Source organism: Anaerolineaceae bacterium oral taxon 439 (assembly GCA_001717545.1).
Lineage (GTDB): Bacteria > Chloroflexota > Anaerolineae > Anaerolineales > Anaerolineaceae > Flexilinea.
The window spans coordinates 145,425-171,277 of the sequence record CP017039.1 but is presented as its reverse complement, the minus strand read 5'-3'; the positions used below and the strand labels follow the sequence as shown (position 1 = coordinate 171,277).

The 25,853-nt window shown below is 50.3% G+C and carries 33 protein-coding genes; 28 read left to right on the top strand and 5 right to left on the bottom strand.

Annotation, left to right across the window (positions count from 1 at the left end; all coding sequences use genetic code 11):
- Window positions 1–166 precede the first annotated feature (166 nt).
- Window positions 167–1,039 carry a hypothetical protein gene (locus tag BEQ56_00845; protein ID AOH44334.1) on the bottom strand — a complete coding sequence of 291 codons (873 nt, stop codon included), beginning with the start codon at window positions 1,037–1,039 and terminating at the stop codon, window positions 167–169.
- A gap of 142 nt (window positions 1,040–1,181) precedes the next feature.
- On the opposite strand from BEQ56_00845, the gene BEQ56_00840 reads away from it, so the two are divergent.
- The 6 genes from BEQ56_00840 to BEQ56_00815 all read left to right on the top strand — a co-directional run bounded on the left by BEQ56_00840 (window position 1,182) and on the right by BEQ56_00815 (window position 7,737).
- Entirely contained in the window at window positions 1,182–2,291 is a 1,110-nt protein-coding gene (locus BEQ56_00840; GenBank protein AOH44333.1) for a hypothetical protein, read from the top strand.
- Between the two features lie 92 nt (window positions 2,292–2,383).
- Window positions 2,384–3,880, top strand: coding sequence for an ABC transporter ATP-binding protein (locus BEQ56_00835; GenBank protein ID AOH44332.1), 1,497 nt, complete (start codon window positions 2,384–2,386; stop codon window positions 3,878–3,880).
- Window positions 3,873–4,853, top strand: a complete 981-nt coding sequence (locus BEQ56_00830) for a branched-chain amino acid ABC transporter permease (protein AOH42157.1) — start codon at window positions 3,873–3,875, stop codon at window positions 4,851–4,853. The genes BEQ56_00835 and BEQ56_00830 overlap by 8 nt, the downstream gene beginning before the upstream one ends.
- The gene (locus BEQ56_00825; GenBank protein ID AOH42156.1) at window positions 4,850–5,809 is read left to right on the top strand and encodes a branched-chain amino acid ABC transporter permease; all 960 of its coding nucleotides are present in this window, start codon (window positions 4,850–4,852) and stop codon (window positions 5,807–5,809) included. The genes BEQ56_00830 and BEQ56_00825 overlap by 4 nt, the downstream gene beginning before the upstream one ends.
- Before the next feature lie 10 nt (window positions 5,810–5,819).
- Entirely contained in the window at window positions 5,820–6,701 is an 882-nt protein-coding gene (locus BEQ56_00820; protein ID AOH42155.1) for an AP endonuclease, read from the top strand.
- A 13-nt stretch (window positions 6,702–6,714) separates the two neighbouring features.
- Window positions 6,715–7,737, top strand: a complete 1,023-nt coding sequence (locus tag BEQ56_00815) for an oxidoreductase (protein ID AOH42154.1) — start codon at window positions 6,715–6,717, stop codon at window positions 7,735–7,737.
- Here the strand turns inward: BEQ56_00815 and BEQ56_00810 are convergent.
- The gene (locus BEQ56_00810; protein AOH42153.1) at window positions 7,712–9,454 is read right to left on the bottom strand and encodes a hypothetical protein; all 1,743 of its coding nucleotides are present in this window, start codon (window positions 9,452–9,454) and stop codon (window positions 7,712–7,714) included. The two genes, BEQ56_00815 and BEQ56_00810, sit on opposite strands and share 26 nt — an antisense overlap.
- 222 nt (window positions 9,455–9,676) lie before the next feature.
- Between BEQ56_00810 and BEQ56_00805 the strand changes: the two genes are divergently transcribed.
- Window positions 9,677–10,309, top strand: a complete 633-nt coding sequence (locus tag BEQ56_00805; protein ID AOH42152.1) for a hypothetical protein — start codon at window positions 9,677–9,679, stop codon at window positions 10,307–10,309.
- Here BEQ56_00805 and BEQ56_00800 read toward each other — a convergent pair.
- The 3 genes from BEQ56_00800 to BEQ56_00790 form a co-directional block, all read right to left on the bottom strand.
- Window positions 10,224–10,976 carry a hypothetical protein gene (locus tag BEQ56_00800; GenBank protein ID AOH42151.1) on the bottom strand — a complete coding sequence of 251 codons (753 nt, stop codon included), beginning with the start codon at window positions 10,974–10,976 and terminating at the stop codon, window positions 10,224–10,226. The two genes, BEQ56_00805 and BEQ56_00800, sit on opposite strands and share 86 nt — an antisense overlap.
- A 13-nt stretch (window positions 10,977–10,989) precedes the next feature.
- Window positions 10,990–11,280 carry a hypothetical protein gene (locus BEQ56_00795; GenBank protein AOH42150.1) on the bottom strand — a complete coding sequence of 97 codons (291 nt, stop codon included), beginning with the start codon at window positions 11,278–11,280 and terminating at the stop codon, window positions 10,990–10,992.
- Window positions 11,281–11,385: 105 nt separating this feature from the next.
- Entirely contained in the window at window positions 11,386–12,012 is a 627-nt protein-coding gene (locus BEQ56_00790; protein AOH42149.1) for a hypothetical protein, read from the bottom strand.
- A gap of 116 nt (window positions 12,013–12,128) precedes the next feature.
- Between BEQ56_00790 and BEQ56_00785 the strand changes: the two genes are divergently transcribed.
- The 21 genes from BEQ56_00785 to BEQ56_00685 all read left to right on the top strand — a co-directional run bounded on the left by BEQ56_00785 (window position 12,129) and on the right by BEQ56_00685 (window position 25,794).
- Entirely contained in the window at window positions 12,129–12,341 is a 213-nt protein-coding gene (locus BEQ56_00785) for a hypothetical protein (GenBank protein ID AOH42148.1), read from the top strand.
- Entirely contained in the window at window positions 12,338–12,520 is a 183-nt protein-coding gene (locus BEQ56_00780; GenBank protein ID AOH42147.1) for a hypothetical protein, read from the top strand. The genes BEQ56_00785 and BEQ56_00780 overlap by 4 nt, the downstream gene beginning before the upstream one ends.
- A gap of 175 nt (window positions 12,521–12,695) precedes the next feature.
- Window positions 12,696–13,217: a hypothetical protein gene (locus BEQ56_00775; GenBank protein AOH42146.1), complete on the top strand. Its 522-nt coding sequence runs from the start codon at window positions 12,696–12,698 to the stop codon at window positions 13,215–13,217.
- 44 nt (window positions 13,218–13,261) lie between these two features.
- Window positions 13,262–13,552, top strand: coding sequence for a hypothetical protein (locus BEQ56_00770; protein ID AOH42145.1), 291 nt, complete (start codon window positions 13,262–13,264; stop codon window positions 13,550–13,552).
- Window positions 13,549–13,845 (top strand): hypothetical protein, encoded by a 297-nt coding sequence (locus BEQ56_00765; protein ID AOH42144.1) that lies wholly within the window; start codon window positions 13,549–13,551, stop codon window positions 13,843–13,845. Before BEQ56_00770 ends, BEQ56_00765 begins: the two co-directional genes overlap by 4 nt.
- Window positions 13,842–14,057 (top strand): hypothetical protein, encoded by a 216-nt coding sequence (locus BEQ56_00760; GenBank protein AOH42143.1) that lies wholly within the window; start codon window positions 13,842–13,844, stop codon window positions 14,055–14,057. The genes BEQ56_00765 and BEQ56_00760 overlap by 4 nt, the downstream gene beginning before the upstream one ends.
- Window positions 14,054–14,545, top strand: a complete 492-nt coding sequence (locus BEQ56_00755) for a hypothetical protein (GenBank protein AOH42142.1) — start codon at window positions 14,054–14,056, stop codon at window positions 14,543–14,545. The genes BEQ56_00760 and BEQ56_00755 overlap by 4 nt, the downstream gene beginning before the upstream one ends.
- 279 nt (window positions 14,546–14,824) lie before the next feature.
- Window positions 14,825–15,298 (top strand): hypothetical protein, encoded by a 474-nt coding sequence (locus tag BEQ56_00750; protein AOH42141.1) that lies wholly within the window; start codon window positions 14,825–14,827, stop codon window positions 15,296–15,298.
- 308 nt (window positions 15,299–15,606) lie between these two features.
- Window positions 15,607–16,584: a hypothetical protein gene (locus tag BEQ56_00745; GenBank protein ID AOH42140.1), complete on the top strand. Its 978-nt coding sequence runs from the start codon at window positions 15,607–15,609 to the stop codon at window positions 16,582–16,584.
- 14 nt (window positions 16,585–16,598) lie between these two features.
- Window positions 16,599–17,183: a hypothetical protein gene (locus BEQ56_00740; GenBank protein ID AOH42139.1), complete on the top strand. Its 585-nt coding sequence runs from the start codon at window positions 16,599–16,601 to the stop codon at window positions 17,181–17,183.
- 144 nt (window positions 17,184–17,327) lie between these two features.
- The gene (locus BEQ56_00735) at window positions 17,328–17,678 is read left to right on the top strand and encodes a hypothetical protein (GenBank protein ID AOH42138.1); all 351 of its coding nucleotides are present in this window, start codon (window positions 17,328–17,330) and stop codon (window positions 17,676–17,678) included.
- 114 nt (window positions 17,679–17,792) lie between these two features.
- Window positions 17,793–18,176, top strand: a complete 384-nt coding sequence (locus BEQ56_00730) for a hypothetical protein (GenBank protein AOH42137.1) — start codon at window positions 17,793–17,795, stop codon at window positions 18,174–18,176.
- Between the two features lie 303 nt (window positions 18,177–18,479).
- Window positions 18,480–18,710 (top strand): hypothetical protein, encoded by a 231-nt coding sequence (locus BEQ56_00725; protein AOH42136.1) that lies wholly within the window; start codon window positions 18,480–18,482, stop codon window positions 18,708–18,710.
- A 48-nt stretch (window positions 18,711–18,758) separates the two neighbouring features.
- Window positions 18,759–20,426, top strand: a complete 1,668-nt coding sequence (locus tag BEQ56_00720) for a terminase (GenBank protein AOH42135.1) — start codon at window positions 18,759–18,761, stop codon at window positions 20,424–20,426.
- Window positions 20,427–20,700: 274 nt separating this feature from the next.
- Window positions 20,701–21,855: a hypothetical protein gene (locus tag BEQ56_00715; GenBank protein ID AOH42134.1), complete on the top strand. Its 1,155-nt coding sequence runs from the start codon at window positions 20,701–20,703 to the stop codon at window positions 21,853–21,855.
- Between the two features lie 84 nt (window positions 21,856–21,939).
- Window positions 21,940–22,320 (top strand): hypothetical protein, encoded by a 381-nt coding sequence (locus BEQ56_00710; GenBank protein ID AOH42133.1) that lies wholly within the window; start codon window positions 21,940–21,942, stop codon window positions 22,318–22,320.
- Window positions 22,321–22,327: 7 nt separating this feature from the next.
- A complete protein-coding gene (locus BEQ56_00705; GenBank protein ID AOH42132.1) occupies window positions 22,328–22,696 on the top strand; it encodes a hypothetical protein in 369 nt (122 codons plus the stop codon).
- Entirely contained in the window at window positions 22,677–23,120 is a 444-nt protein-coding gene (locus tag BEQ56_00700; GenBank protein AOH42131.1) for a hypothetical protein, read from the top strand. The genes BEQ56_00705 and BEQ56_00700 overlap by 20 nt, the downstream gene beginning before the upstream one ends.
- Window positions 23,092–23,796 (top strand): hypothetical protein, encoded by a 705-nt coding sequence (locus BEQ56_00695; protein ID AOH42130.1) that lies wholly within the window; start codon window positions 23,092–23,094, stop codon window positions 23,794–23,796. Before BEQ56_00700 ends, BEQ56_00695 begins: the two co-directional genes overlap by 29 nt.
- Before the next feature lie 75 nt (window positions 23,797–23,871).
- Window positions 23,872–25,041, top strand: coding sequence for a phage portal protein (locus tag BEQ56_00690; protein ID AOH42129.1), 1,170 nt, complete (start codon window positions 23,872–23,874; stop codon window positions 25,039–25,041).
- Window positions 25,042–25,383: 342 nt separating this feature from the next.
- On the top strand, window positions 25,384–25,794 hold the full coding sequence (locus BEQ56_00685; GenBank protein ID AOH42128.1) for a hypothetical protein: 411 nt from the start codon (window positions 25,384–25,386) through the stop codon (window positions 25,792–25,794).
- Window positions 25,795–25,853: the final 59 nt, after the last annotated feature.

Genomic DNA, 25,853 nt, shown 5'->3' with positions numbered 1-25,853 from the left:
AATGCAATGCAGTCGAAAATCCCTGTAGCCCCGTGGCGACTCGCTGGATTTTTTCGGACGACCGTTTTCGGGGTATCTCACCCCAACCCCTTCGTTTTTGGTTTTTCTCTTTTAGAAAGATGATAATGGCTATAGTCGATTTCTTTTTTTGCGGAGCTTAATTGAATTATGCGACCTGTTGAAATTTAGCCCTGAATTCTTTCGGCGACATATTCGAGAGTTTTCGAAACACGATATAAAATTGGTTCATATTAGAAAACCCTACTTCTTTGATGATATTAACTATGGGCGTTTCGGTTGCCAGCATCAATTTCCGCGCTTGCGAAATTCTCAGATGCGTCAGATAGGTTTTGAACGTTATTTGCGTGTGCTTTTTGAAATAATGGCGAAAATAGGACGGGTTCATGGATAATAGCTTCGCCATTTTGTTGACGGTAATTTTTTCGCTGAAATGGGTATTAATATAGTGAATTGCCTGCTGAATTTTTGGCGGGATACTTTCGTCTTTACTGTCGTTTGCAGTTGTAGAATCATTGTAATGAATCGTTAGCTTTAGAAGAATCTCCCTGAGTTTTATATCCATCGCTAACTTTCTATAGGTTTCGTTTTCTTTTGAAATGCGGTACATTTCATGAATCAGTCCGGATAGTTCGCTGGCAATCGGCAGATTTGCGTCGATTTTATTTTGGAAAGTCAGCGGGTTGTACTTAAAAAGAGAGATGTAATCAAGATTAAATCCGCAGTCTTGTGGGTTTGAAATGAAAGTTGGCAGGAAAATCAAGAAAAGATATTCCGTTGAATTTTCTCCATCAGAAATCGCGACATGATTTTCGAAATTATTCGAGATAAATAAATCTCCTGGTTTAACAGGATAAACTTTATTCATGTAGATAAATTGCCCTGAGCCTTTGGTACAAAGACCAATCTCGAAGTATAGATGCCAATGCATTCGATCCCGGTTCCCTTTTACGACAAAGGAGAAAATATGAAGCGGAAACCCAGGCTCGAAATCATATTCCCAATTAAACCCGGTTGTCATAATCATCTCTCGGTGTCATGATATCCGAAAAGACCGAATTTGTCAATGAATTGCGCCTTTATGCCATTGTTTTTGGCAAAAACGTGGGATAAAATTTTTTAAACTGATGGAAAAAGGTTTTCAAAAAAGTTGGGAGGACAATATGAAGAAAAACTTTATACGCATATCTTTTTTTGCGCTCGCTGTTCTTTTGGCGATAAGCGCGGCCGCCTGCAATCGCAGTAAACCTCAGGAATCTGAAACGGCAACAGTCGAAGTGAAGACGGCCCCCCTTGCGGCTGGTCAGCCGGATAAAAAAACCTACAAGGTTGGTTTCTCAAACGTTTGGGTCGGGAATTCATGGGGCGTCCAATGTGTGAACGAGCTCGAGTCTTATTTGAAGAATAGCGATCGTGTATCAGATTACTTTATAACGGATGCAAACAATGACACAAACAAGCAAATTTCAGATATTCAGGACTTGTTGAGTAAGGATATCGATCTTTTGCTTTTGCAGCCGATTTCTCCTGACGCTGTCGCTCCGATTATAGAAGAGGCATATGATAAAGGCGTCGTTGTTGTAACCTGCGCTTCTCCTGTCGGAACAGATAAATACCATGCGTCCGTACTAGCTAAGGATGAGGATTTTGGCCGAACCGGGATGGAATGGCTGGCAAAGGAACTGAATGGCAAAGGGAATATTATTATTCTGAATGGTATGGCTGGTTTAACCGTTGCTGTAAACCGACGGGCTGGCGTTCAGGAAGTTTTAGATCAATACCCCGATATTAAAGTTTTGGGCGAGGAATATGCGGATTGGGATTACGCGAAGGGAAAGGTCGCAACGGAAAACCTTCTGTCCGCATTTCCAGAAATCGACGGTGTTTGGTCCTGCGGCGGAGATATGACGCGCGGCGCGATCGAGGCGTTTCAGGCTGCGGGACGAAGCCTGGTCCCGATGACCGGCGAGGACAATAATGGCTTCTTAAAATTGTGGAAACTTAACGAAGGAAATGGGTTTACATCCATAGCTACCTCAATGCCGACGTGGTTGTTCGCCGCAGGCGCCGAAGTCGGGTTGAACATCTTAGACGGCGTAGGAGAAAAAGAAGACATCATTGTCGATATTCCAGTTATTACTAAGGAAACGTTGGATCAGTTCGTTCGTGAAGACTTATCGGATAGCTTCTGGGCGAATACCAGGATGCCGGAAAAGGATATCGAAGCTCTTTATGGAAATGGGAACGATGGAACCCAGGGGTTGAAAAAATAAGAAGGGATGTTCTGAGGGAGCGGTCATTTTCAAATGGATCGTTCCCTCCCGTAAATTAAGAAGCCATGGAAACGAAAACAGACTTTCTTGAGATGCTCCATATTTCGAAGACTTTCCCTGGTGTTACGGCTTTAGAGGACGTAAGTTTTTTCTGTCGCAAAGGCGAGATCCATGCTCTTATTGGTGAGAACGGAGCGGGAAAAAGTACGTTGATGAATATCCTCGGAGGTAATCAAACGCCGGACTCAGGAATCGTCCGAATTGCCGGGGTTAGCGTTACCTTCAATAGTCCTCGCGATGCCGCGGCGGCAGGAATCAGTTTTGTTCATCAGGAAGCTAATCTTTTGACAAACCTTACGGTTTATGAGAACGTTTTTCTTTCTCGCGAGATAACGAGTCGAGGTATCGCTCTGAACAAGGCGATGATGCGGCGGAGGATTTATGAAATAAACAAGCGATTCGGCTATACGCTTGATCCCGATCAGAAGGTTGGGGCTTTATCGTCAGCGGAAAGGCAAGTCGTTGAGGTTATACGAGCGTTAATGGATAATCCCGAAATCATCATTCTCGACGAGCCAACGGCGGCTTTGAGCGAAGCACAGGCTCAACATCTGTTTGAAATTCTGACGATGTTGAAAGAAAATAAAGCCTGTATTATCTATATTTCTCATCGATTAGACGAAATCAAACAAATTGCCGATCGGATCACGATTCTTAAAGACGGTAAAAATATCGGTAGTTTTGACGCTAAGACCGTTTCAAAAGAGCAAATGATTTCAAAAATGGTGGGGAGAACATTGGATCATATTTATCCGGATCGGAGCGATGTTAGCCCGGGAGATATTGTTCTCAAGGTAGAGAACCTGAAGCTTGAACAGGGAGGAAATCCGGTCCATTTGCATCTTTGCGCAGGCGAGATCGTTGGGATTGGCGGATTAAACGATCAAGGGCAACGGGAGATCCTCCATGCTATTTTTGGGGTTGAGAAGTTTCTTGATGGGAAGATTTGGGTGATGGGAAACCAGATGCCGTCTGGAAATATTCAGGAACATATTCGGGGCGGATTGGGGTTCCTTCCTGACGATCGGCGTGGCGCAGGGTTGGTTTTACATCAATCTGTCAGGGAAAACAGCTCGTTAGCTTCCTTAGATAAAATCTGTTCGTTTTTTGGGCTTATTCTTCGAAAGAAGGAGTTAGAAACGGTCGTGAATCTCGCGAAATTAATTCAAGTTAAGACCCCCTCTCTGGAAACACGAGTTGGAGCTCTTTCGGGCGGGAATCAGCAAAAAGTAATGCTGATGCGATGGCTGATGGTTGAGCCTAACGTGTTAATTATTGATGAACCCACGAAAGGCGTTGACGTTGGCGCCAGGATGTCAATTTATCAGACGCTTCATCAACTGACAAAAAATGGCGTCGCGATTTTGCTTTTGACAAGCGATATGATGGAATTGATTGGTCTCAGCGATCGGATCTATGTGTTCTGTGAGAAGAAAATTACAGCTGAGTACTCACGGGGAAACGCTACGGAAGAGAATATTATGATAGCTGCAAGTGGATTTTCTTATGGAAATGACTCCTATGGATAAAAGGAAAATCTCTCTAAAACTTTCTTCAGAGCGGAAAAATGTATTTCTGGTTTATGCAATTGTATTGGTTCTTTTCCTGACGCTCTCGATTTTATCTCCCTCGTATCGTAAAATCGGAAATATCAGCAACATTTTGATTCAATGTATACCTTTGGCAATTGTCAGCCTTGGCCAGACAATTGTTATGATTTCGGGGGGAATTGATCTTTCTGTTGGCAGCGTTATCAGCCTGACGGCTTGTATCCTGGCGACGCTTATGAAAAGTGAATCTGCCATAATGGTTCTTCCTGCGCTTCTGATCGCTTTTATGGCCGCAATGCTTACAGGGGCTTTTATCGGAGTCAGTGTTAATTACCTTCGAGTTCCGCCGATGATTGCTTCATTAAGCATGATGATTATGCTGAATGGCGTGGCGCAGTTTGTGATGCCAGTCGCAGGCGGGAAAATCCCAAAATTTTTTGCGGCTTTGATTATGATGCAGTGCGGTTTTCTCTCAGTTCCGCTTTTAATCCTGAGCCTGTGTTTCATTATTTTGCAATTGACCATGTCCGCGACAAAGTTTGGGCCTTGGGTTTATGCGATTGGAAAAGATCGTGATATTTCTTCGGCGATGGGCGTCAATGTGAAGAAAACAAGCGTCATTGCATTTATTATTTCTTCAATTACGGCCGCGATAACTGGATTGATTCTTGCCTGTCGAATGCGAATTGGCGATCCCTTAATCGGGACATCTTTTGGTTTGGACTCTATTACGGCTGCCGCGATTGGGGGCACGGCGCTTTCAGGCGGATATGGCGGGATTTCAGGAACAATTGCAGGCGCATTTCTCATTGGGATGCTCTCAAATATGATGAATATTATTGGCGTAAATCATTTTTATCAGTATGTCCTCAAGGGATTGCTGCTGGTTTTTGCGATGATTCTTTACTCGATTTCGAAACCGCTCTTTTCTGGAAAGAAGGGGAAAGAATGAAGCAGAAAATACATTTTTTTATGGACAGATCTCCGATCCTCTTTCAAATTTGTGTTCTTGGCCTTACGATATGTCTTTTGCTTCTTGTTCAGAATTTCCTGCGGCCTGGATCCGTTACCATAGCACAATTAATGAATGTTTCACGTCAAAGTTCATCACTTGGTATTGTCGCGATAGGGCAGGCGTTCGTAATTCTTACTGGGGGGATTGACTTGTCGGTTGGTTCGGTATTAACACTAACCAATGTTATAGCAGTTTCAATCATGAAAGGAAGTAATGAAAATTTTTGGGAAGCAGTTCTTGTTTGTTTATTGATTGGTTTTTTTTGCGGAACGCTCAATGGGTTTGGTGTTCTGAAACTGAAAATTGCGCCATTTATCATGACGCTATGTACAATGTCTATTGTTCAAGGCGTTTACCTTGTTTATACTGGAGGGTCGCCAAGCGGCAATGTTTCTCCATTATTAAAAACGATTGGGAACGGTTTTTTTTATATGCAGATTCCATATTCGACCCTCGTTTGGATCATAATCGCGATTGTCTGTTCGGTTTTGCTGCATGAGACGACCTATGGAAGGAAGCTGTTTTCCGTTGGTTCAAATCCGCTCGTCGCTGATTTGTGCGGAGTCAACAGCGATGCGGTAAAATTTTCAGCTTATATTCTTTCATCCGTTTTTGCGGTCATTGCCGGATTGCTTGCATCGGGTTATATCGGAACGACTTCACTCTCAATAGGTGCGGATTATGTCAACAATTCGCTCGCTGCAGTTTTGATTAGTGGAAACGCAATAGAGGGAGGCCGCGGCGGGGTCTGGAATTGCGTATTTGGGACATTTTTCCTGATGTTGTTGTTTGCTATATTAACTATGGCGAATATTAGTCAGGTGGGTAAATTAATCGTTCAAGGCGGAATTATTTGGGGCGTAGCTGTGATACAGGGTGTATTACAAAAATAAGGTGGATATAATGAAAATAGGAATTAATCAATTTTGTTGGCCTATGACGATGGATATTCTGGATATCGCAAGTCGATCGAAGCAATTGGGATTTGAATCTTTAGAAGTCTGTTTTACAGCAGGAAGCTTAACTCAATCCAGGACCGCTTCCGTTACGGACACGCTTGATATCAGCGCGTATTATAACAGGCTGCTGAATATTGAATCTGACGACAATGATTTTTATGAATTAAAAAGAATATCGGATGATAGCGGGATTTCTTTCGGCAGCATTGGGGGAATTATCAGTTTTTCAATTTATCCATTGACTTCGCCGGACAGGAAGGTCTACGAAAAATGCAATTTTGCAATTCGCAGGATGATTGACGCGGCGAATATTCTCGGAGCAAAAACGGTTCAAGTCATTCCTGGCATGCTTACTTCTGAAATGGATTATGAAAGAACTTTTGATCTTGTGCAATCTCGGCTGGCAGACCTGGCGGCTGGCGCAGGTGGGATCAACCTGGCGATTGAAAATGTTTGGAATAATTTTTTGTATAGCCCGCTTGAGATCAATCGTTTGATTGACGAGACCGGTCAAATGAATCTTGGCGTTTATTTTGATATTGGCAATGCGCGACGATTCGGTTATCCAGAACAATGGATTCGCACTTTAGGACATCGGATCAAAATGGTGCATTGCAAAGATTATCGCATGAGTGTTGATAATATCCATGGCTTTACCAATCTGTTGGATGGAGATGTGAATTATCCCGCTGTAATAACTGCATTGAACGAAGCAGGGTTTCATGGCGATTTTATTCTCGAATTGATTCCGCCAGCTCGTTATGAAATAGAAATGACTTTTCTTCATGGTTTGAATGTCCTGAAGACACTACTAAATAGAAAATAATTTAGAGGGAACAATGAAAAAATATGGGGTTTTAATTGTTGGAACGGGATGGGTTTCAGGTGAGCATATACGTGCTTTTTCAATGAACCCTCATTCGGAGGTTGTCGCAATTGTTTCCAGAAATGCTGATAAAGCATTGGCGAAAGCAAAGGAATATGGGCTCGTCGGGGTCAATTGTTATACAGACTATGATCAGGCGTTGAAGGATTCTCGGGTGGATATTGTATGTATTTGCACACCTAATCATCTTCACACAGTACAAACGATCAAAGCTGCTGAGGCTGGGAAGCATATTCTGATTGAAAAACCCATCGCTTTGTCTTGGGACGATGCTCTTGCTATGAAAAAAGCTGTCGATAAAGCGGGCGTTAAGACATTAGTTGGGTATGTTCTTCGGTGGAATCCACTATTTGAGACTGCGAAAAAAATCCAGGATAGATTCCTGGGGAGACTATATTACGCGGAAACGGATTATTTTCATCGGGTCACAGAGACTTATCCATGTTATGACTGGACGCGGAAAAAATCCGTTGGCAGCAGTTCATTGTTGGCCGGAGGCTGTCATGCAATTGACGCGATTCGCTGGTTTATGCAATCCGACGTTATAGAGGTGACAGCCTATTCGAGTAAATCGCGCAATGATTTGGAGTTTGACGGAACGATTGCTGTACTGCTAAAATTTGCCAATGGAACAATGGGAAAGGTCGGAAGCAGTTATGATTCTGTCTCTCCATACATATTTAATCTGCATCTTTTTGGCGATAAAGGTACGCTTCTAAATAATAAACTCTTTTCGCCTGATGAAATTCCAGGACAAAAGGATTTCATGGAAATTCCGGTTACGACGCCTGATAGCGGCGATGTATCCCATCATCCATTCCCTCAGGAGATTCATCATTTTATCGATTGCATCCTTCAAGATCAAGAGACGATTGTCAATTTAAACGATGCAATGAAGACACAGGAAATTATTTTTGCGGCTGATCTGTCAGCGGAGATTGGCAAGCCGGTCAGGCTTCCTTTATCTGTCCATTGATTGTTTGATATATTATATTAAAGTCGCCCAAAACAACATTGGGCGGCTTTAATATTCTGTCTGTATTCTGACTTTGACAGATAACAAAAATATGAAATACGCGAGCTGTAAATCTGACAAATCTGTATTCCCAGAGCGCACAACCACGAAATATGAGATCAGCGCGGTTTTTCAGCGGAGTAGATGGAAGCAAATCCGAACCCGGCGGGTCATCGGGAGGCGATGGATGGGATGGCACGTCCGGATTAAGATCATCGTCCGGATCGTTCAGATCGCTGATCATTTCGAAGTAGGATACCTGCTTCCCGTTTTTTACGTTGTAATAGATGACGATTTTATCTTCGAACAGGAAGATCGCATTTATAAAGGTGTCGATGAGCCGCTGCTGAAATTCGGGATCGAGGAGATCGCCGACGCAAAAATTTTTAATCCACTTGATTACATCCTCTTCATTGAGCTGCGTTCGCGCGGAAAGCTCGGCGCGCGCGAGTTCGGTTTCGGCGGTTTCCTTTTGTGCGGTTTGGGTTTCAATCCGCTGAAACAATCGTTCACGCGTCGCGGGCGGCGCGGTTGGGAGCATATCCAGATAGGATATGATTTCGGATTCCAGCGCGTCAATTTTCTTTCGGATTCGAAAGATATCTTTCGTTTTATCGTCGTTGCGCAGGCTACGAATCACGCCGCGGGCAATATAGTCGAGGCGTTCAGGATTCAGGACGTATTCGGTCGTCTGTTCAGCGACGTACCACTCTAAGAAGCCTTTCCGCTCGTTCATTTTCCGGCATGCACGGTGCTTTTTCTTTTGGGCGCAGGCGTAGTAATGATAGACAGCCCCGAGCTTCCCACGTCCGGATTCACCGACCAGCGCGGACCCGCAATAACCGCAGAAGATTTTTCCGCGAAGCCGATAGGGTTCATCGGCTTTGCCGGCCGCCGGAGCGCGTTTATTTCCGGAAATACGCGCTTGAACGCGTTCAAAGGTTTCGGGATCGATCAGCGGCTCATAAGCGTCGACAAGCCGGTTTTCGCCATGGATGAATTCGCCGATGTACTTACGATTCTTCAGGATTTTGTTGACGGTGCTGTACGTTAGCGGGCGGCCCTGGTTCCCACGAACGCCGGCGGCGTTCAGTTCTTCGACGATCCGGCCGGTTGGAACGCCGGCGGCGAAGCGCTCGAAGGCACGGCGGATCAGCGGGGCGATCTCCGGATCGGGTACGATCTTCCGATCGGCGACCTGATAACCGAGCGGGACGAAGCCGCCGGGGAAATTTCCTTTCAGGCAGGTTTCGCGCAGGCCGCGCTTAACTTTTTTCGACAGGTCGCGGGAATAGAATTCCGCCATCGATTCGAGGATCGATTCAAGGATAATCGATTCATCGCCATGCCCGACGTTTTCCATTACGGACAGGACGCGGACGCCGTTTTTCTTCAGCTCGCGCTTATAGATCGCGGAGTCGTAGCGATCACGGCTGAACCGGTCGAGCTTCCAGACGAGGATAAAATCGAATTCACGTTTTTTCGAATCTTCGATCATGCGCTGGAAATCGGGCCGATCGTCGGTCAGGCCCGAAATCGCGCGATCGATATATTCAGCGACGACGGTAAAGTCGTTCCGTTCCGCGTAGGAATAGCAGTCGCGAATCTGTCCTTCGATCGACTGTTCGGTTTGATTTGCGGACGAATAACGGGCGTAAATCGCAACTTTCGTAGACATCAGGGGTAACTCCGCGCTGCCGTTAAATTTCAAATCGCCTTCGGGCGTTTTTTCCAGTTATCAATTCAACTATAATTAGATCAAGACTTCGGACGGCTTCCGGGTTTTTCGGGAATATGGCGGTCTTTTCCGCCGCCGCGCTGATCAGCCGGGCGCGGGGTCGGCGGTGTTGTCGGTTTTGGTTTCGGCGGCGGGTTTGGGTTCATTTATGGAGGTCCTTTCATGAATCAGGAGAGCGTTTTATCAGACGGCGAAGGTTTAGCCGGGCTGCGCGAGGCGTTAGGAATCGCGCGAGCGGACGAGGCGGAGACGAAGCGAACGGCGGATTTATATCGCGATTTAGCGTTACGATTTTTAGGTTTTTCCTCCATTTCAGTTTCGATCGGGGCGATTATTCCGTTAAATCGTCCGCTTCCGGCAGATTCGTCAAAATATCATTTGATCGGTTTCGCCGCTTTTCTCGCCTTTTTCCTCATCAGCGCGATTCTTTTTATCCTGGCGTCGATCCCAAGGGGCTGGCATAAGTCGCATCGGACGGATTACGACGGATTAGTCGCGGACTACTGGGATTTCGAGAACGAGCGAATCGCGCAGGAAATCGTCAATATTTACGACGCGATCGGTCGAAACGAGAAGATTATCGTCAGCCGGCAGCGTCTTTTTATCGCGGGGTTATTTTTCTGGGTTTTGTCGTTGAGCGGTATCGTCGGGGTCCGCCTCCTTTTTTTCTTTAGGGTATATGCAATTTATCAACGCCTTCGGGCGTTTTTTATTTCCCTTCGCAGCAGATTCCGTCTCCATCGCGGTCAAGGCCGAACGGATCGTATCCGTTGTGGCGAAAGCGCGTATATTTAATATCTTTACACCGGACATTTCCATACATCGGAAGGCAGACATCGATGTAATTGGGGTTACATTCGCTTTCAGAAGGCGCGGCGTAATCGGAAGCCGGCGCGACGACGGCCGGCGCGGCGTAAACGGGCGCGGCCGTCGGGGCAATATAAACGGGAACCGACGTCGGCGCGGCGTACGGGAGCGCGGTCGGGACTGGATAATCGGCGGCGGGTATGACGACTTCCTGACCTACCGAGATATCGCAGTACGCGGCCGAGATTCCGTTCGCGGCGAGAAAGGATTCCAAGGGGATTTTATATTTATCTACGGCGATTCCCCAGCAGGTATCGCCATCCTGAACGATGTATTTTTGCTGAGCTAGCGTCGAGCTGGACGGTTCTCTGCTCGTCGAAAGGGTTGGGATCAGCGCGATTTCGGCGGTCGATTCATCGGTCGGCGTAAACGAAGGCGTCGGCGTCAGGGTTATCGTCGGGGTATAGGAAAGCTGGATTTCGGCGACCATGGTCTTGAGAATTTGGTCTTCGGCCGGGATCGAGGTCGGCGGGGACTGAGGCTTTGGGGATTTCGAGGAAGTACAGGAGGAGGCGCAGCCGTACAGGACGGCGAAGCCGAAAAGGATCGCGATCGCGGTTCCGAAGCAGCTGGATTTTTGTTTTCTTCCTGCCATTTCCGTTCCTTTCTTACGTTTTGAGCCAGTTATTGAGGGTGCGCCGCTGTTCGACAGCGACGCCGAGGATTTCAACGGGGAGGTTTTTTATTTCTTCGGCGGTATAGGTTTCGCCCTGAGCGGCTGGATTCAGCGGGGTCAGAAGGATTCCGGCCGGAGTTTTCCGGATCCGGCGGAGCTTCGGTTCGCCTCCGGCAATTTTCACGGCGACATCATCGCTGTTTTCGATTTTATCGGTCGCATAAAAGATAACGAGATCGCCGGGGAGGTAGAAGGGGGACATTCCGACGCCGTCGACGAGCATTCCGAAGATTCGGCTGGGCGGGTATTTTCCTCTGGGGAGGTCGAAATATCCGAGGGGGGGGCAAACGGTTCGTATTGTCCGACGGTCATCACAGGCGCACCTTTCTTATTTAAAAATTCGGGTCAGGCCGACGGCTTTTCCGAGGATCAATATATCGCGGCCGTCTTCGGCTTTATAGACGATCGGCGGATAGGCGGGGTTTTCGGATATCAGGGTTACGAGGGTATCGGTTTTATAAAAGCGTTTCAGGGTAGCTTCGTCGTCGATCAGGACGGCGGCGATTTCGCCGTTTTGAACGATCGGCTGTTTCCGGATCATGACGACGTCGCCGTCGAGGATTCCGGCGCCGATCATGGAGTCGCCGCAAACGGTCAGGCAGAAATCGGCGCGGATGGTGGTTTCGACCATGATTTCATGTTCCTCGTTGGCAAAGATGGGTTTTCCGGCGGCGATATTCCCGAGCATGGGGAGGCGCTGGATCCGGACGGGTTTGAAACGCTGAATAAGATCATCTACATATGTAGGGAAATAAACATCGTTTACAGACTCGCGCCCTAAAATTTGATCTATCGAAATATCAAAAATATCGGCCAAGCGACTCAAAGTATCAGCATCTGGCAACGTCCTCCCTAACTCCCATTTTGAAACAGCAGTTTGATTCACGTTGAGCCTTTCAGCAAGCTCAGCTTGAGAAAGGTTAGCCTTTTTCCTGAGCACTTTGATATTTACCATACTGTAATGATATTCCCACTGCTAATAAAAATCAATAGCAAAGCACTGCATTAGCCTTAATAAGCTTGACTAATAGCCCTACTTGGATTATATTAAGCTTGTGGAGGCTAAACATCATGAACAAAATTGAAGCGTTACGCAGAAAACGAAATCTAACTCAAGAACAACTTGGAACATTGCTTTCTGTTAACCAGACAGCAGTATCCAAATGGGAGAACGGGCAATACCCAATGGCAAACAAGCTACCAGAAATCGCGAAAGTTTTAGGCTGCACGATCGACGAGTTATTCGAGCGGGAGGATGAGGCTGCGCGCGAGGGGGAAGGATGAACGAGACGGATGAAAAGCTGGAAAGGTTAGCGATTCGGTATTGGACGATGGCGTCGATTCCGGCAGGGGCGCGGAAAGGTTACGTCAAGGGCTATTTAGACGGGGTTCTGGATGCTTTAAACGCGGCGGGGAGGACGGACGTTCTGCTTACTGCTAAGCATGAGAAAGGGGAAGGGTGAGCGTGTTCGACGGTTTCGCTGAATGGTTTTCGGATCGATGGGAAGGGATAAAGGAAGCGGTCAGCGATTTTTATTACGACATGGCGAATATGGACGCTTTGGATAAACGGGAGTTATTGGGTTGGATCGGGATTATTCTGTCGGTTCTGGCTCTGGTCCTGAAACGGTTGGGGTTATGACGTCAACGGTTTCCGGGGTTCCGAAAGGATTCGAGGGATTTCAGGCAATCGGGGTTGAGTTTCCGCTTTTTGATTTTGAAGGTCTGGTTGTTGGCGAGCTGCAAGGCTATGTCGAATCGAAGGGCTTCGGACGGAACGGCGGAGGCAAGGATTTTATCGTCGACGCGGATCATGAAGCGGAAGCTCATGCCGGGATGGATCGGGACGGGGAGTCCGTCGTAAGTCCAATCCCGGTACTCTCCGGGGACCGGGATGCAGCCGGATTCAAAGACAACGCCGGTTTTTCGTTCGGTGATGAAGAAGCGGCCGGCGTAGATGGTGACCTGGCAGGCGTTGACGACCTGGAGGACGAAATGGGGGAGTCCGCTGTTGGCGGATTGATGGCTCATGAAGATTTTGGCGTGAAAGCGTTTATCCAATCGGGCGACGACGGTGTTGTAGGCGGAGAGTCCGAGCGCGAGGGTGGCGACGATTTCGCTGTAGCCGATCGAGGCGGAGAGGTTTTTCAAGGCGGATAGGAATTCAGGTTTCATAAGGTTATTGTAACGGAGGCGCAAGGAAGATGAACAAGAAAGATTTTGGAATTCGTCCGTCTTTCAGGCTTGTTTTGGATTGTTTGAAATTCGGGGAATATGGCGTGCTGTCGGTTATCGGAAAATCGGCGGCAGATCAGGCAATTTCGATCGAAAGACGAAGCGAAAGCGGGGAGATTATCGAGCTGGAGCTTTCTTTCTCGGAGGCTTCGCGGCTTCACAACGTTTTATCAACGGCGATAAATCGGATCAAATCCGGGAAATATGACTTTATTGAATCCGGGCTTTTATTGGTCGAGGATCAGGAGGACGAGGAATGAAGAAAACAGAGACAAGCGTCGAAAACCAACGTTTTCGACATTCGACGCGGCGTCTTGAGAACGCAGCGTCTTCAAAGTTAGCGGACTTGGTCGAGAGTCTGGAAGCGTTTGAGGAGCTGAACGAGAAGGTTCTCGCGGCGATCGAAGGGGAAGAGGACGAGGTATTTATTCGAATTCGGAGACGGCTCAAGGGGGCGCGGATGTATATCCGGGACGGGATGTTTCTTGCGCGTCGGGCGGCGGCGGAAGCCGCGGCAGGGATGGAAATTGAAACGAGAGGAGAGCAGGGATGAAGATTGGGATGATCGCGCGGCGAACGAAGGACGGGTTTGAAGAGGCGAAGCCGATCGAGGCGACGATGAGCGCTGCGGAAGAGGCGGAAGCGGAGGGCTGGATTATCGAGCAGGCTGTCCGGGTTTTCGCGCCGTTATACGAGGCGCGGCTCCGATACGAGGCGCTTACGGGGGAATCGGCGACGATTCCGGAGGATTTGGAGGCGCTATGATCGGGCGGGTTATCCGCTGGGGCGGTCTGGACTGGGTCGGGTTCCGGGAGGTCGATCGCGGGGCGTTTTTCTTATCGGTCGCGGCGCTTTTTCCGGCGCCGTTCGACGCGGGGCGCGGGGTCGGTTTTTTCGGGTCAAGTTTATTCCGGCAGATGCATGAGGATTTCCTGCCGGGTTTGAAGCGGCGGGCGGCGAGCGAGGACGGTTCGGGGTTTCGGGTTCGGGAGTTCCTGATGACGGACGGCGCAGGGGGCCGGGCGGAGGCGACGGTCGGGCTGATGAGCTGGGAGGGGGTCCGGCGTCGGAGCGATTTTATTCCGCCGGTGGATTGCTGGTGGTGGACGCGGTCGATTTCGGAAGGGGCGCGCGGGACCGGGATTCGGGCGGCGGCGAGCGACGGGAAGACGTTCGGGTATTTCGATTCGTCGGAGGCGTCGGAGGTCTGGGTTCGGCCGATGATTTGTCTGGTTGAGAAGGGTTTGAAATGAGGCTGCGAATGGTTGAGCTAAAGGATATGGCGGTTCGGGAAGGCACGAAGGAGAGCTGGACGCGGGAAGCGTACGACGAGGGGTTTTTCTTCGGGTTTTTGAGCTGCGCGGGGCTGACGATCGGGATTTTTGTCCTGATCCGTTTGGGCGGATGGGTTTTCGGGTGTTTTTGAGGAGAAACGGCAGCGCCGCGGGTCAGATTGGGGTCTTGTCCGCGGCGTTCGTTTCCGGAATCTTGCGATTCGTTCTTTTATTGTAACGCGAATAAGGAGTTTTGAGATGGGAAGGTCGTTAAAGGTTTATCGGACGGTCAGGGCGGACGAGGCGGAGAGCCGGGTCCGGCGCGGTTATCAGCTGGTCCGGCGCTGGGAAGGGGTTTCGAAGGCGGCGCGCGAGGGGTTCGGCGGGCGCGAATATGACGAGGCGGCGGAATTCGTTCACGCGGTCCGGGCGGCTTTGGAGCGGGCGCGGCTGGATCAGGCGATTTCGGAGGGCGACTGGGAGATTTTAGGGATGGGGAAGGAGCTGACGGCTCAGTATTCGATTCATTTATCGCTGCGCACGACGGGTTGGGCGTTCGGGAAGCGCCTGACGCGCGAGGAAAAGGCGGCGCTGAATCGCGAGACGATCGAGCAGGATCAGGCGCTGATCCGGATGACGCGGAATTTTTATCAGCGGATGACGTTAGCGCGGCTGCGCGAGAGGTACGAGGACGGGGACGAATCTGGGTTTTCCGAGGGAGCGTTCGCCTGAGGCGACGGGGAATATGTTAATCAGGAAGGGCGCTTTGAGTTAAGCGCTTTTCCTTTTGCGGTTGCTTCTATATATATAGAAGCGAGGGCCGGCTTGCCCCGGGCAAGGCTCGCCCTCACGGCTCAAAGGCCGTGAAGGCTTCCCGCGATCGTTGTCTCGGGACAGGTCGACCGACTGTAAGGAGAATTTTAGCCGGCTTGCCCCGGGCAAGGCTCGCCCCTGCCGCCAACCCGGCAGAGACTGCGCCTCGGAAAGTTGAGCTTTCCGAGGCTTGTAATAAGTATTAGCGAATCGACGGTGAAGGTATCATGAAGCGATGGCGGGCGGAGTTTGAGGCGATTTTCGATACGGAGGTTTACGAGGCGAGTCCGGAGGTTCTGGGTCGGGTCCGGCCGGGGGTGCTTCGATACCGAACGAAGACGACGAAGAGCGGGGAGATGCTGGAGAGCGAGGTTTTTCCGATCTGGGAGACGGGGGCGGAGGCGAAGCGGGCGCGGAAGGCGGTTACGCGCGAGGCGCAGCGGCGGCTCAACGATCGGAACGCGGTTCGGAAGCTGGTTCGGCTGGTCAGCTGCAACTTCGGGCGCGAGGATCTGATGGTGACGCTGACGTACGGGGACGAACGGATACCGGGCTTTCGGGAGGTTCAGCGGGACGTTCGGAATTTTCTCCGGCGGATGAAAGATCGTCGGGCGAAGACGGGGCTGGGCGAGCTGAAATATATTTATTCGGTCGAGGGTTTCCGGCATGAGGCGGGAGACGAACCTGAGCAGGCGGAGCTTCCGGGGGTTTTCGATCAGGCAGCGGAGATTATCGAGCGGAAGGGCGGGGTCTCGCCGCGGCCGCATGTTCACATGATTCTGAGCGGCGGGTTGGATCGGGACGTGATTGAAGGGCTCTGGGGGCGGGGCTGGGCGAACTGCAAGCGTTTGCAGCCGGATCGGTATACGGGGCTTGAGGCGGTTTCGCGGTACATGGTCAAGTCATGGAGGGGTTCGGCTTTGAGCGATGAGGCGGAACGGACGGAAGGGTATCCGGGAAAACGCTGGTACGGATCGCGGAATCTGACGAAGCCGAAGGTTACGGTTTCGGACTGGCGGATGAGCCGGGGGCGGGTCGCGAAGGCGGTCGAAGAGATTGCGGACATGCCGGGGACGATTTTCAATCAGGCCTATCCGGGGTATGAGCTGGTCGATATTCAGGTCAAGAGCAGCGAGTTTGTCAGCGGGGTTTATATTTACGCGCGGATGAGGAAAATCAAGCCGGACACGGTTCGGAGATGTTGAGATTTAGGAGGGATATGGAGCTGAATCAGGAACAAAAAGAATTGGCGGAAGCGATGGCGGGGATTGTCGCCGGGAAGACGGCGGCAGAGCTGGTCGGGCTGACGCTGCCGATTTCGGGACGGGTGAATTATTTTCGGGCGGCCGAGACGCTGCTTTATAACTACAAGTCGCTTGCGGCGCTGCTTCGGGATCGGTCGGGGTACATTGCGCAGGAGCTGCCGGGGAGATCGGCAGGGATTATTCTCAACGCGGGGCAGGGTCAGGGCGCGTCGATCGACGAGATGATCGGCGATCGCGAGGCGGAGCGGGCGCGGCTGTATGAATTGACGGCGGCGCGGTTTGATCAGGTGGATCGCGTGGTTCAGTTGTTCAACGATCGGCCGGAGTTTAAGGCGCTGCGGATGTATTACTTCGGGGAAAACGAAGCGGGTCAGGACCGCGGGGTTCATGCGGAGCGGTACACGTGGGAGGAGATCGGGGACTTGCTGGGGCGTGACCCGAAGACGCTGAGGCGATGGCGGAATCGGATCGTGAAGGATATGGCGGTTTGCTGGTTCGGTGTGGTCGCCGCGGTCAGCAGCGCGGTGGAGGCTGATTAAATGCCCGAAATGCGCCCGTTTCGCGCCCTTGACGGGGCCTTTTGCGGGTGGTAGGATTTGTACAGTGAAATTTTTATCAAGACCGCCGAGGTTTCTTCGGCGGTCTTTTTGTTGGGCGAGCGAGCTCGGGATGGAGCGTGACGGTTGAAGGCATGGGCGGAATGGTTTTATAAGGGGGCGGCGTGGAAGGGGACGCGTGCGGCTTATCTTGCCAGCGTGGGCTGGCTGTGCGAACGCTGCGCTGCACGCGGGGAGGTGGTGGCTGCGGAGGTTGTGCATCATCGGGTGTATCTGACGCGAGCAAATATTCATGACGCTGCGATCGCGTTAGGCTGGGGAAATCTTGAGGCGCTGTGTCAGGCGTGTCATAACCGCGAGCATTTCGGCGGAGCTGACGCTGCGGTTGGGTATCGAATCGGGGCGGACGGGCGGCTGCGTGAGTCCCCCCATGCGGATGGATGCGAACGGGGAATTGCGACCGGTGGGGGAGGTTAAAAAAACTCCGCGCGTGTGCGCATAAGGCGTGTACATGAAGGGGGTGGGGGGAGAGGCGGGAAATACCGCTCTCTTTTTTTAGTTTTCCAGACTTAGCGAAAGGAGGCGCGACGAATGGCGACAAAGGACGAGATCGAGGTATCAGGCAGGATTAGCGAGCCGACGAAGGCGGAGCTTATCCGGAAGGAGACGAACCGGCTCAAGCGGGTTTTTCGGGACTTGGATAAAAACAAGATGACGACGGTTTTGAGTTTGATCGAATCGGCTGCGTTCATGATCGTTTCGCTTCGCGAGCTGGAAGAGATTATCAACGAGCAGGGGTATACGGATACGTATCAAAACGGCGAGAATCAGTACGGAACGAAGCAGTCGGAGGCGGTCAAGACGCATTTAGCGATGACAAAGAATTTATCGACGGTCGTTAAGCAGCTTACGGAGCTGGTTCCGCTGGAACGGAAGAAGGCCAGCCGTCTTCAAATTCTTCGCAGCGAGGGTTGACGCGGGGACGTCGCAACGATCACGGTAAAAGGCTCAGTTTACGGCGGATTTCGCGCCGCCCAAGGACGCGGGAAACGAAGGGCGATCCGAATTCCGGAGACGGACCCCGGCGGATCGATCGTGAGGTTATCGTGAGATCGGTGGATTATTTTGGCGAGGGTTGACGCGGGGACGTTACAACGGTCACGGTAAAAGGCTCAGTTTACGGCGGATTTCGCGCCGCCCAGGAACGCGGGAAACGAAGGGGACCGCCCAAATCGATCGTGAGGTTATCGTGAGATCGGCGGATTATTTCGGCGAGGGTTGACGCGGGGACGTTACAACGATCACGGTAAAAGGTTCAATTTACGGCGGATTTCGCACCGTCCAGGGACGCGGAAAACGAAGGGCGATCCGAATTCCGGAGACGGCCCCCGGCGGATCGATCGTGAGGTTATCGTCAGGTCGGGCGATCAACCGGGAAGATTTTGGCCGGCAGGGAACGGAACGAGTTTTAAGATTTTCAAGGAGGCGATTGCCCTCACCTTCGGTTAAGGTGAGGACTACGCCGCTATCCTACAGGGAAAGGATGCGGCTTGTGGCATGGGAAAGGGTTCGGGGCAGAACTGGATCGCCGAGTATTGCGCCGCGATCGAGGCAGGGACGGTTACCGTCGGGGACTGGGTTCGGCGGCTTTACGCGGTTTTAAGCGAGGGTATCGCTTCCCGCCGGTATTTTTACGACGCGAGAAAGGCGGAGCGGGCGATTCGGTTTATTGAGGAGTTCTGCCATCACTGCGAGGGTCGGGACGATTTAATTCGGCTGGAGCTATGGCAGAAGGCGATGGTCGCGGTTATTTTCGGGATCGTCGACGCGGACGGGTTCCGAATCTGGCGCGAGGTTTTTATCGTTATTGGGCGGAAGAACGGCAAGACGCTTTTAGCTGCGGCGATGATCGCGTATCTGGCGTATATCGACGGGGAATACGGGGCAAAGATTTACTGCTTAGCGCCGAAGCTGGATCAGGCAATGATTGTTTACGATAATTTTTATCAGATGATCCTCAAGGAGCCGGAGTTATCGGACGTTACGAAAAAACGGCGGTCGGATATTTATATCTCGGAGACGAACACGGCGATTAAGCCGCTGGCGTTTTCGGCGAAGAAGTCGGACGGGTTTAATCCGCACGCGGTGATCAACGACGAGCTGGGGAGCTGGGTCGGCGACGCGGGATTGAAGCAGTACGACGTGATGAAATCGGCGCAGGGCGCGCGGAGGCAGCCGCTGATCATTTCGATCACGACGGCGGGGTACGTTCACGACGGGATTTACGACGAGCTGCTGACGCGGTCGACAGCGTTCCTGAAAGGGCACAGCGCGGAATCAAGGCTCTGCCCGTTTCTTTACCTGATCGACGATCCGGGAAAATGGCGCGATTTGCGCGAATTGAGGAAGTCGAATCCGAACATGGGGGTCAGCGTCAGCGCGGATTATTACCGCGAGGAGATCGCGATCGCGGAGAAAAATATATCAAAACGGCGCGAATTTCTGACGAAATACTGCAATATCAAGCAAAATTCGTCGATGGCGTGGCTGGATTTTTCGGAGGTTATGGCCGCGGTCCGGGGCGCGGAGGGTTTGACGCTTGCGGATTTTCGCGGCTGCTACGCGGTCGGCGGGGTCGATCTTTCGCAGACGGTCGATCTGACGGCGGCGTCGGTTGTGATCCGGCGGGACGGGACGGACTACGTTTTTACGCGGTTTTTCATGCCGGCGGAACGGTTGGAAAAGGCGATCGCGACGGACCGGGTTCCGTATGACGTTTATGTTCAGCGGGGTTTCATCACGCTGTCAGGCGAGCATTGCGTCGATTATCGCTACGTTTATCGGTTTTTCGTCGATCTGCTGCGCGAGCATGAGATTTACACGCTGAAAATCGGGTACGACCGTTACAGTTCGGCGTACCTGGTCAACGATCTTAAGGAGTTCGGTTTCCATACGGACGACGTTTACCAGGGATATAACCTTTCGGGCGTACTGGACGAGTTCGAAGGAGAGTTAAAGAACGGGAAGGTTAAGATCATCGGCGATAATCAGCTTCTGGCGGCGCATTTCCTGAACGTGGCGCTCAAGGAGGACAGCGAAACGCGGAAAAAGAAGCCGGTCAAGATCGAGCAGCGGGCGCGGATCGATGGGTTCATGAGCGTTATCGACGCGTGGACGGTAAGGCAAAAGTATTATCCGGAGATCGGGGCGCTGATTGAGAATTGATTCACACAGGGCGTGTGCGATCCGGCGCCTTAACAGCCGACACGGATCAGTCTGTATTGCGATCGTTTTCTGGTGGTATCAAAGGTGTAAATAATACGCGAATTAACACCGTTATATTGTCATTTGAGTTGAAATTTCAGCGTTTTTAGCGTATAATGATAGCAACAGTACCGTTATGGATTTTCAACAGAAAGTTCATGGTCAGTCGAGCAGTTGCTATGGAAATAGTCGTAAAGCTGCTCGACTTTAATTTATTCAAGGCAAATCACAGGACATGAATCAACTCAAAAAACATGAATCATTCGCCAAACAGGTTCAAATCCTCAAAGATAGGGAAATGATTATAGGGGATGAAACAGGAGCTACGGCTTATCTATCCCGGCGGAATTATTATCGTCTCAACGTTTATTTCCATAAATTTCAAAGAGAAAACGCAAAAACAAAGTGTCCGACTTACGAGCGGAAAGTTTCCTTTGAAGATATTAAAGCCATTGAAGAATGTGATTCCTGTTTTCGACACTTGATTTTTCGATATATCGAAATGATTGAGTTGAAGTTAAGAACGATGATCAGTTATCGTTCTTCCGAACTGTTTGGACCGGATGTGTTCGATAATGGGAATTGTTTTGACGATCAGAACCATCTGCTTATCGGTAACGTTCAGTATTCTTTCCGAGATTTGGGTGTCAGTGTTTTTTCGCAACAGGTGAGTTTGATTTTACGCCCTTTTAGTCCAACTGTATGTCAGAAAATGCTGGCTGCATCGGCGCAAGGATTGACCGATAAAGATAAAAGAGATATTCTTCAGTTGCGAAAAAAATATCCGGTTGAGTATCATCATGTCTTAAATTACGGAAGCAAATTTCCGGCGTGGGTATTGATCGAATTTCTAAGTTTCGGGGATTTATCTAAAGTTTATCGGTACTTAAAGGAATCAATTCAAGAAGAAATCGGCAAATGTTTTAATATTTTCGGTACCAAGCTCAATTATCATCATCAACAGACAGCTAAATCGTATAATTCTCACGGAAAGCAAAAACTAAATGAGTTTTTCTTTTCATCTTGGCTTCATTGTTTGAGCACGGTACGAAATATTTGCGCACATCACGGATATTTATTCCGGCGAAAATTAGATATCGCGCCTTCGAAAAAAAATGATTATTTTACGATTTATCAGCAGTCATTTACCAGCAAAAAGAAGCTCGAAGGATATGTATTTGACGCGGTTATTTGTATTTATTCAATTCTGGCGGATGATGAACGAAAATCTTTCGTAAAGGACTTTGAAGCTTTCATAAGTTGTTTTCAACGCAGAAAAACGACAAGCTATAAAATCAAACTTTCAGATTACGGAATTCCTAACAACTGGAAGCAAATATTTCAGGCGATTGACGCGGAAATCGTTCGAGTTCATACGACGGTAGTTTGACCGCGTCAAAACAGACTAAATTGACGATCAGACCGGGAGGGTTTCCGGTCTTTTTTATTTAATTTTCAGAAATGAGGTGGAAGGATGAGTATTGAATTATCGGGGATTTTATCGGCGGTGGCGCAGGGATTACTGAATTTCCTGTTGCCGTTATTGGCTGCGTCGATCGCGGGCGCGATTTGGGCGAAGGCGGTCGAGATTTGGGCGCGGATGAAGGCGGAGCAGCCGGCGGTGACGGATATTCTGGCGCAGTCGGCAAGGATCGCGGTTATCGCGGCCGAACAGGCGGGCGCGGGGAAATTGAGCGAGGAAAAGAAGAAATACGCGATCGATTACGCCGAAAAATGGCTTAAAGCGCGGGGAATTACGCTGGATCTGGACCTGATCGCGGCGTCGATCGAAGCGGCGGTTTACAAGGAGTTCAACGCGCCGGACGCGACTTTCGCGCCAACGGCGAAGGGTTAAGGGAACGATGAACGGAAGCGGGATTTTATCCGACCTGGCGATCGGGGTTATTGCGTTGATTTTTCTGATTGTCGACGGGATCGCGATTCTTCGCGTCCGGTCGACGATTCGCCGATGTTTTTACGCCGGTCAGATGATCCCGCTGTTCTGGATTGTTTTGACGGCAACGATTTCGGTTCTCGGGAATTATCACGAGGCGTTCCTTTCGCGAGCGTTAACGCGCCGGGACTTATGCGCTTCACGGCAACGCTGGGCGATGGTTCCGATTTTAGCGGCCGGGCTGGCGGAGCGGATCGCTTATATTTCACACGAGCAGGAAGGTCCCGATAACGCAGACGCTGGCGGGAGGCGGACTGATGGACGAGCAGACGATTGATTTACTGGTCGGGATCGGCGGCATCGGCGGAATCGCGGGGTCGATTTCGGCGATTATTACGGCGATTATTTCGGCGAACCAAAAGGCGGCGGAATCGGAGCTGAAGCGGTTGGCAAAGCGGGTCGAGACGCTTGAAAAAGAGGTTTCGGAAGAACGGGAAAAGAATCAGAATCTTGAGGATCAGGTCGATACGTACATGGAGCAAAAGCGGGAATTAAAGCGGGAAATTCATGAGTTAAGGATTGAATTGGACGAGAAGGACGCGGAGATTAAGCGGCAGCGTATCGTTATCGACGAACAGCGAACGACGATCGAGAACCTGAAGCGGCGGGTAGAGGAGCTCGAAACGGCGTTATTCAAGGTTCAGGAGGAGCAGAAGAGGGCAGGGAGGCATCATGGAACGACCGATTCGTATTCCAGCTGATATTTCGCTCGGGTTCGGGGAGATTTACGGTTCAGACGTCCGCGGGAACGGCTGGAATTATTCCGGGAAACGTCACACGGGGATCGATTACGCGGTTCCAGAGGGGACAGAGGTTTTTGCGGCCGAAGCCGGGGCGGTCGATTTCGCCGGTTTCGATCGGACGGGTTACGGGAATTTAATCAAGATCGGGCACGCGGGCGGGATCGGGTCAAAATACGCGCATTTATCGAAGATTCTGGTTAAGCGATGGCAGCGGGTCGCGAAGGGCGAGCTGATCGGGATCAGCGGCGCGACGGGCAACGTTACGGGAGCGCATTTGCATTTCGAGACGACGGAAAACGGGAAAGCGGTTGATCCGAATCTGTTTTTTGATTCCGTTTCGGATCCGGCTGCGACTGCGAGCCAGTCCATGACTGCAAGTGCGGAGGCGGAATCACAAACGGGACAAGCAGGGGCTGCGACGATCGCGGTCGAATTAGCAAATATCCGGCCGGAGGCGGGCGCGGCGGGGATCGTCGGGCAGCTCCGCCAGGGAACGGAGATCACGATCGGCGCGGAACGGAAGGCTGCGCGCGGTTTGGTCTGGCGGAAGGGTACGGTATCTTTCTGGATCGCGGAAGCGGACGCGAGCGGGACGGAGATTTTCAAGAGCGCGGGGGAGTCTGACGCGCGATAAGGTCCTGACCCTCGACGGGGTCAGGATACAGCCGCAGCTCCTTATGGATGGCGCGCGGCATAAGGAGCGGGAGCTATGGGGTTATTTGAAAGGATTTTCGGGAAACCGAAGGAGGTTGAGGCTTCGGGTTATTTCCTGACGCTCAACGGATACAGCCCGGTTTTTACGTCTGCGCCGGAATCGGTTTACGAGATGGCGGTTACGCGGGCGGCGATTCACAGTTTCGCGACGTTCTGCTCAAAGCTGAAGCCGGAGGTTACGGGGTCGGCGGCGGCTCATTTGAAGAATACGCTGGCGTTCCGTCCGAATCCGTTTCAGGATACGGCAAAGTTTTTATATCGGATCGCGACGATTCTCAGCGTCCATAATACGGCGTTCATTGTCCCGATCGAGCATCCGCTCACGGGGCAGACGGTTGGTTTTTATCCGCTTTTACCGCAGTACGCGGAATTCGTCGACGTTCGCGGGGAGGCATTCGTCCGTTATCGGTTCGCGAACGGGCAACGGGCGGCGATCGAGCTGGATCGGGTCGGGATATTGACGGGGTATCAATATAAGGACGAGCTGATCGGGGAGAGCAACGGGGCGCTGCGTCCGACGATGCAGCTGATTCACGCGCAAAACGAAGGGATTATCAAGGGGGTCCGGAACGGGGCTTCGATTCGGTTTTTAGCGCGGGTGAACAACATGTTTAAGCCGGAGGAGATCGCGGCGGAACGGAAGCGGTTCACGGCGGAGAATTTAGGACCTGACAACGAAAGCGGGGTCCTGATTTATGACAATAAGTTCTCGGATTTGAAGCAGGTGGAAAGCAAGCCGTTTACGGTGAACGCGCTGCAAATGAAGGCGATTAACGAGAACGTTTATCAGTATTTCGGGACGAACGAGGCAATTTTACAGAACCGGTACACGGAAGACGAATGGTCGGCGTATTACGAGGCGAAGATCGAGCCGTTCGCGATCCAGCTGAGTTTGGTGATGTGCAACATGATTTTCAGCGAGCGGGAGCTCGCGCACGGGAACGCGATTTACTTCACGGCGAACCGCTTACAGTACGCAAGCAATCGGACGAAGTTAGACGTCAGCACGCAGCTTTTCGACCGCGGGATTTTGAGCCGGAACGAGATTATGGATATCTGGCAGCTTCCGCACGTGGAGGGAGGAGATAAGCGGTATATTCGGAAGGAGTATGCGGAGGTGGAGCTGCTGAATGAGAGGATCGATGCGGCAGAAGTGGGTGAATAGAAGCGGGTGAATAATTGTCATTATACGGAGGTATCGAAGATGTCGATGGTCCCACTCCCTCAAGGAGGTCGGGGACCCGACCTCTTCGATTTCAGATAAATTTTTGAAGAGAGGCAAAGGCTGACGCCTCTGCCTCTCTTCACTCTCCCACTCGGGAATGATGCGATCCCAGTGTCTTTTTGTGCAATCGGATTATTTGTCGGATGAGCATGAATGTTTTTCAGCGGAACGCAATATCACAGCTCCTTACGATAGGGTGGCAATCCACTGACTTAAATATTTTTTTTGATCTATTCACTCTTCTCAGGTAGGATAAAATATCTACAAAGGGAGAGTGTAAAAATGTTAAATACTATCCTTCAAGTCTTAGGGCTTATTGTTAGCAGTGGTATTCTTCTTGCTATCTATCGAAACTATTCAGAAATAAAAACTCAAAATAGAATAAGACTACAAGAAATCACTGAAGAAAGATTTAGGAGTATTCTTATTTTTATGGATATCATACTGCATCCTGATCATATTTTATACATCAATGATGAGGGTAGTTTTAAAAATTCTGTAGCTAAATTTCCACTGTCTGATGATAAAGAAATCAAAGATTCTTTTAGCAGTAGAGTAAAAGCAAATCTATTGAATTTATATTTATATACTGATAGTTCATTGATTCAAAAAATTGAAGATTTTCTATTGTCGCCTAATGAAGAAAAATTTATAAGTATAGCGAAAGCGATGAGAGAAATTTTATGGAAATAATCGTGCCTAAATTATAAAAAATTCGACAACACTTAAAAATCCCTTTGTTGATAAAGGGA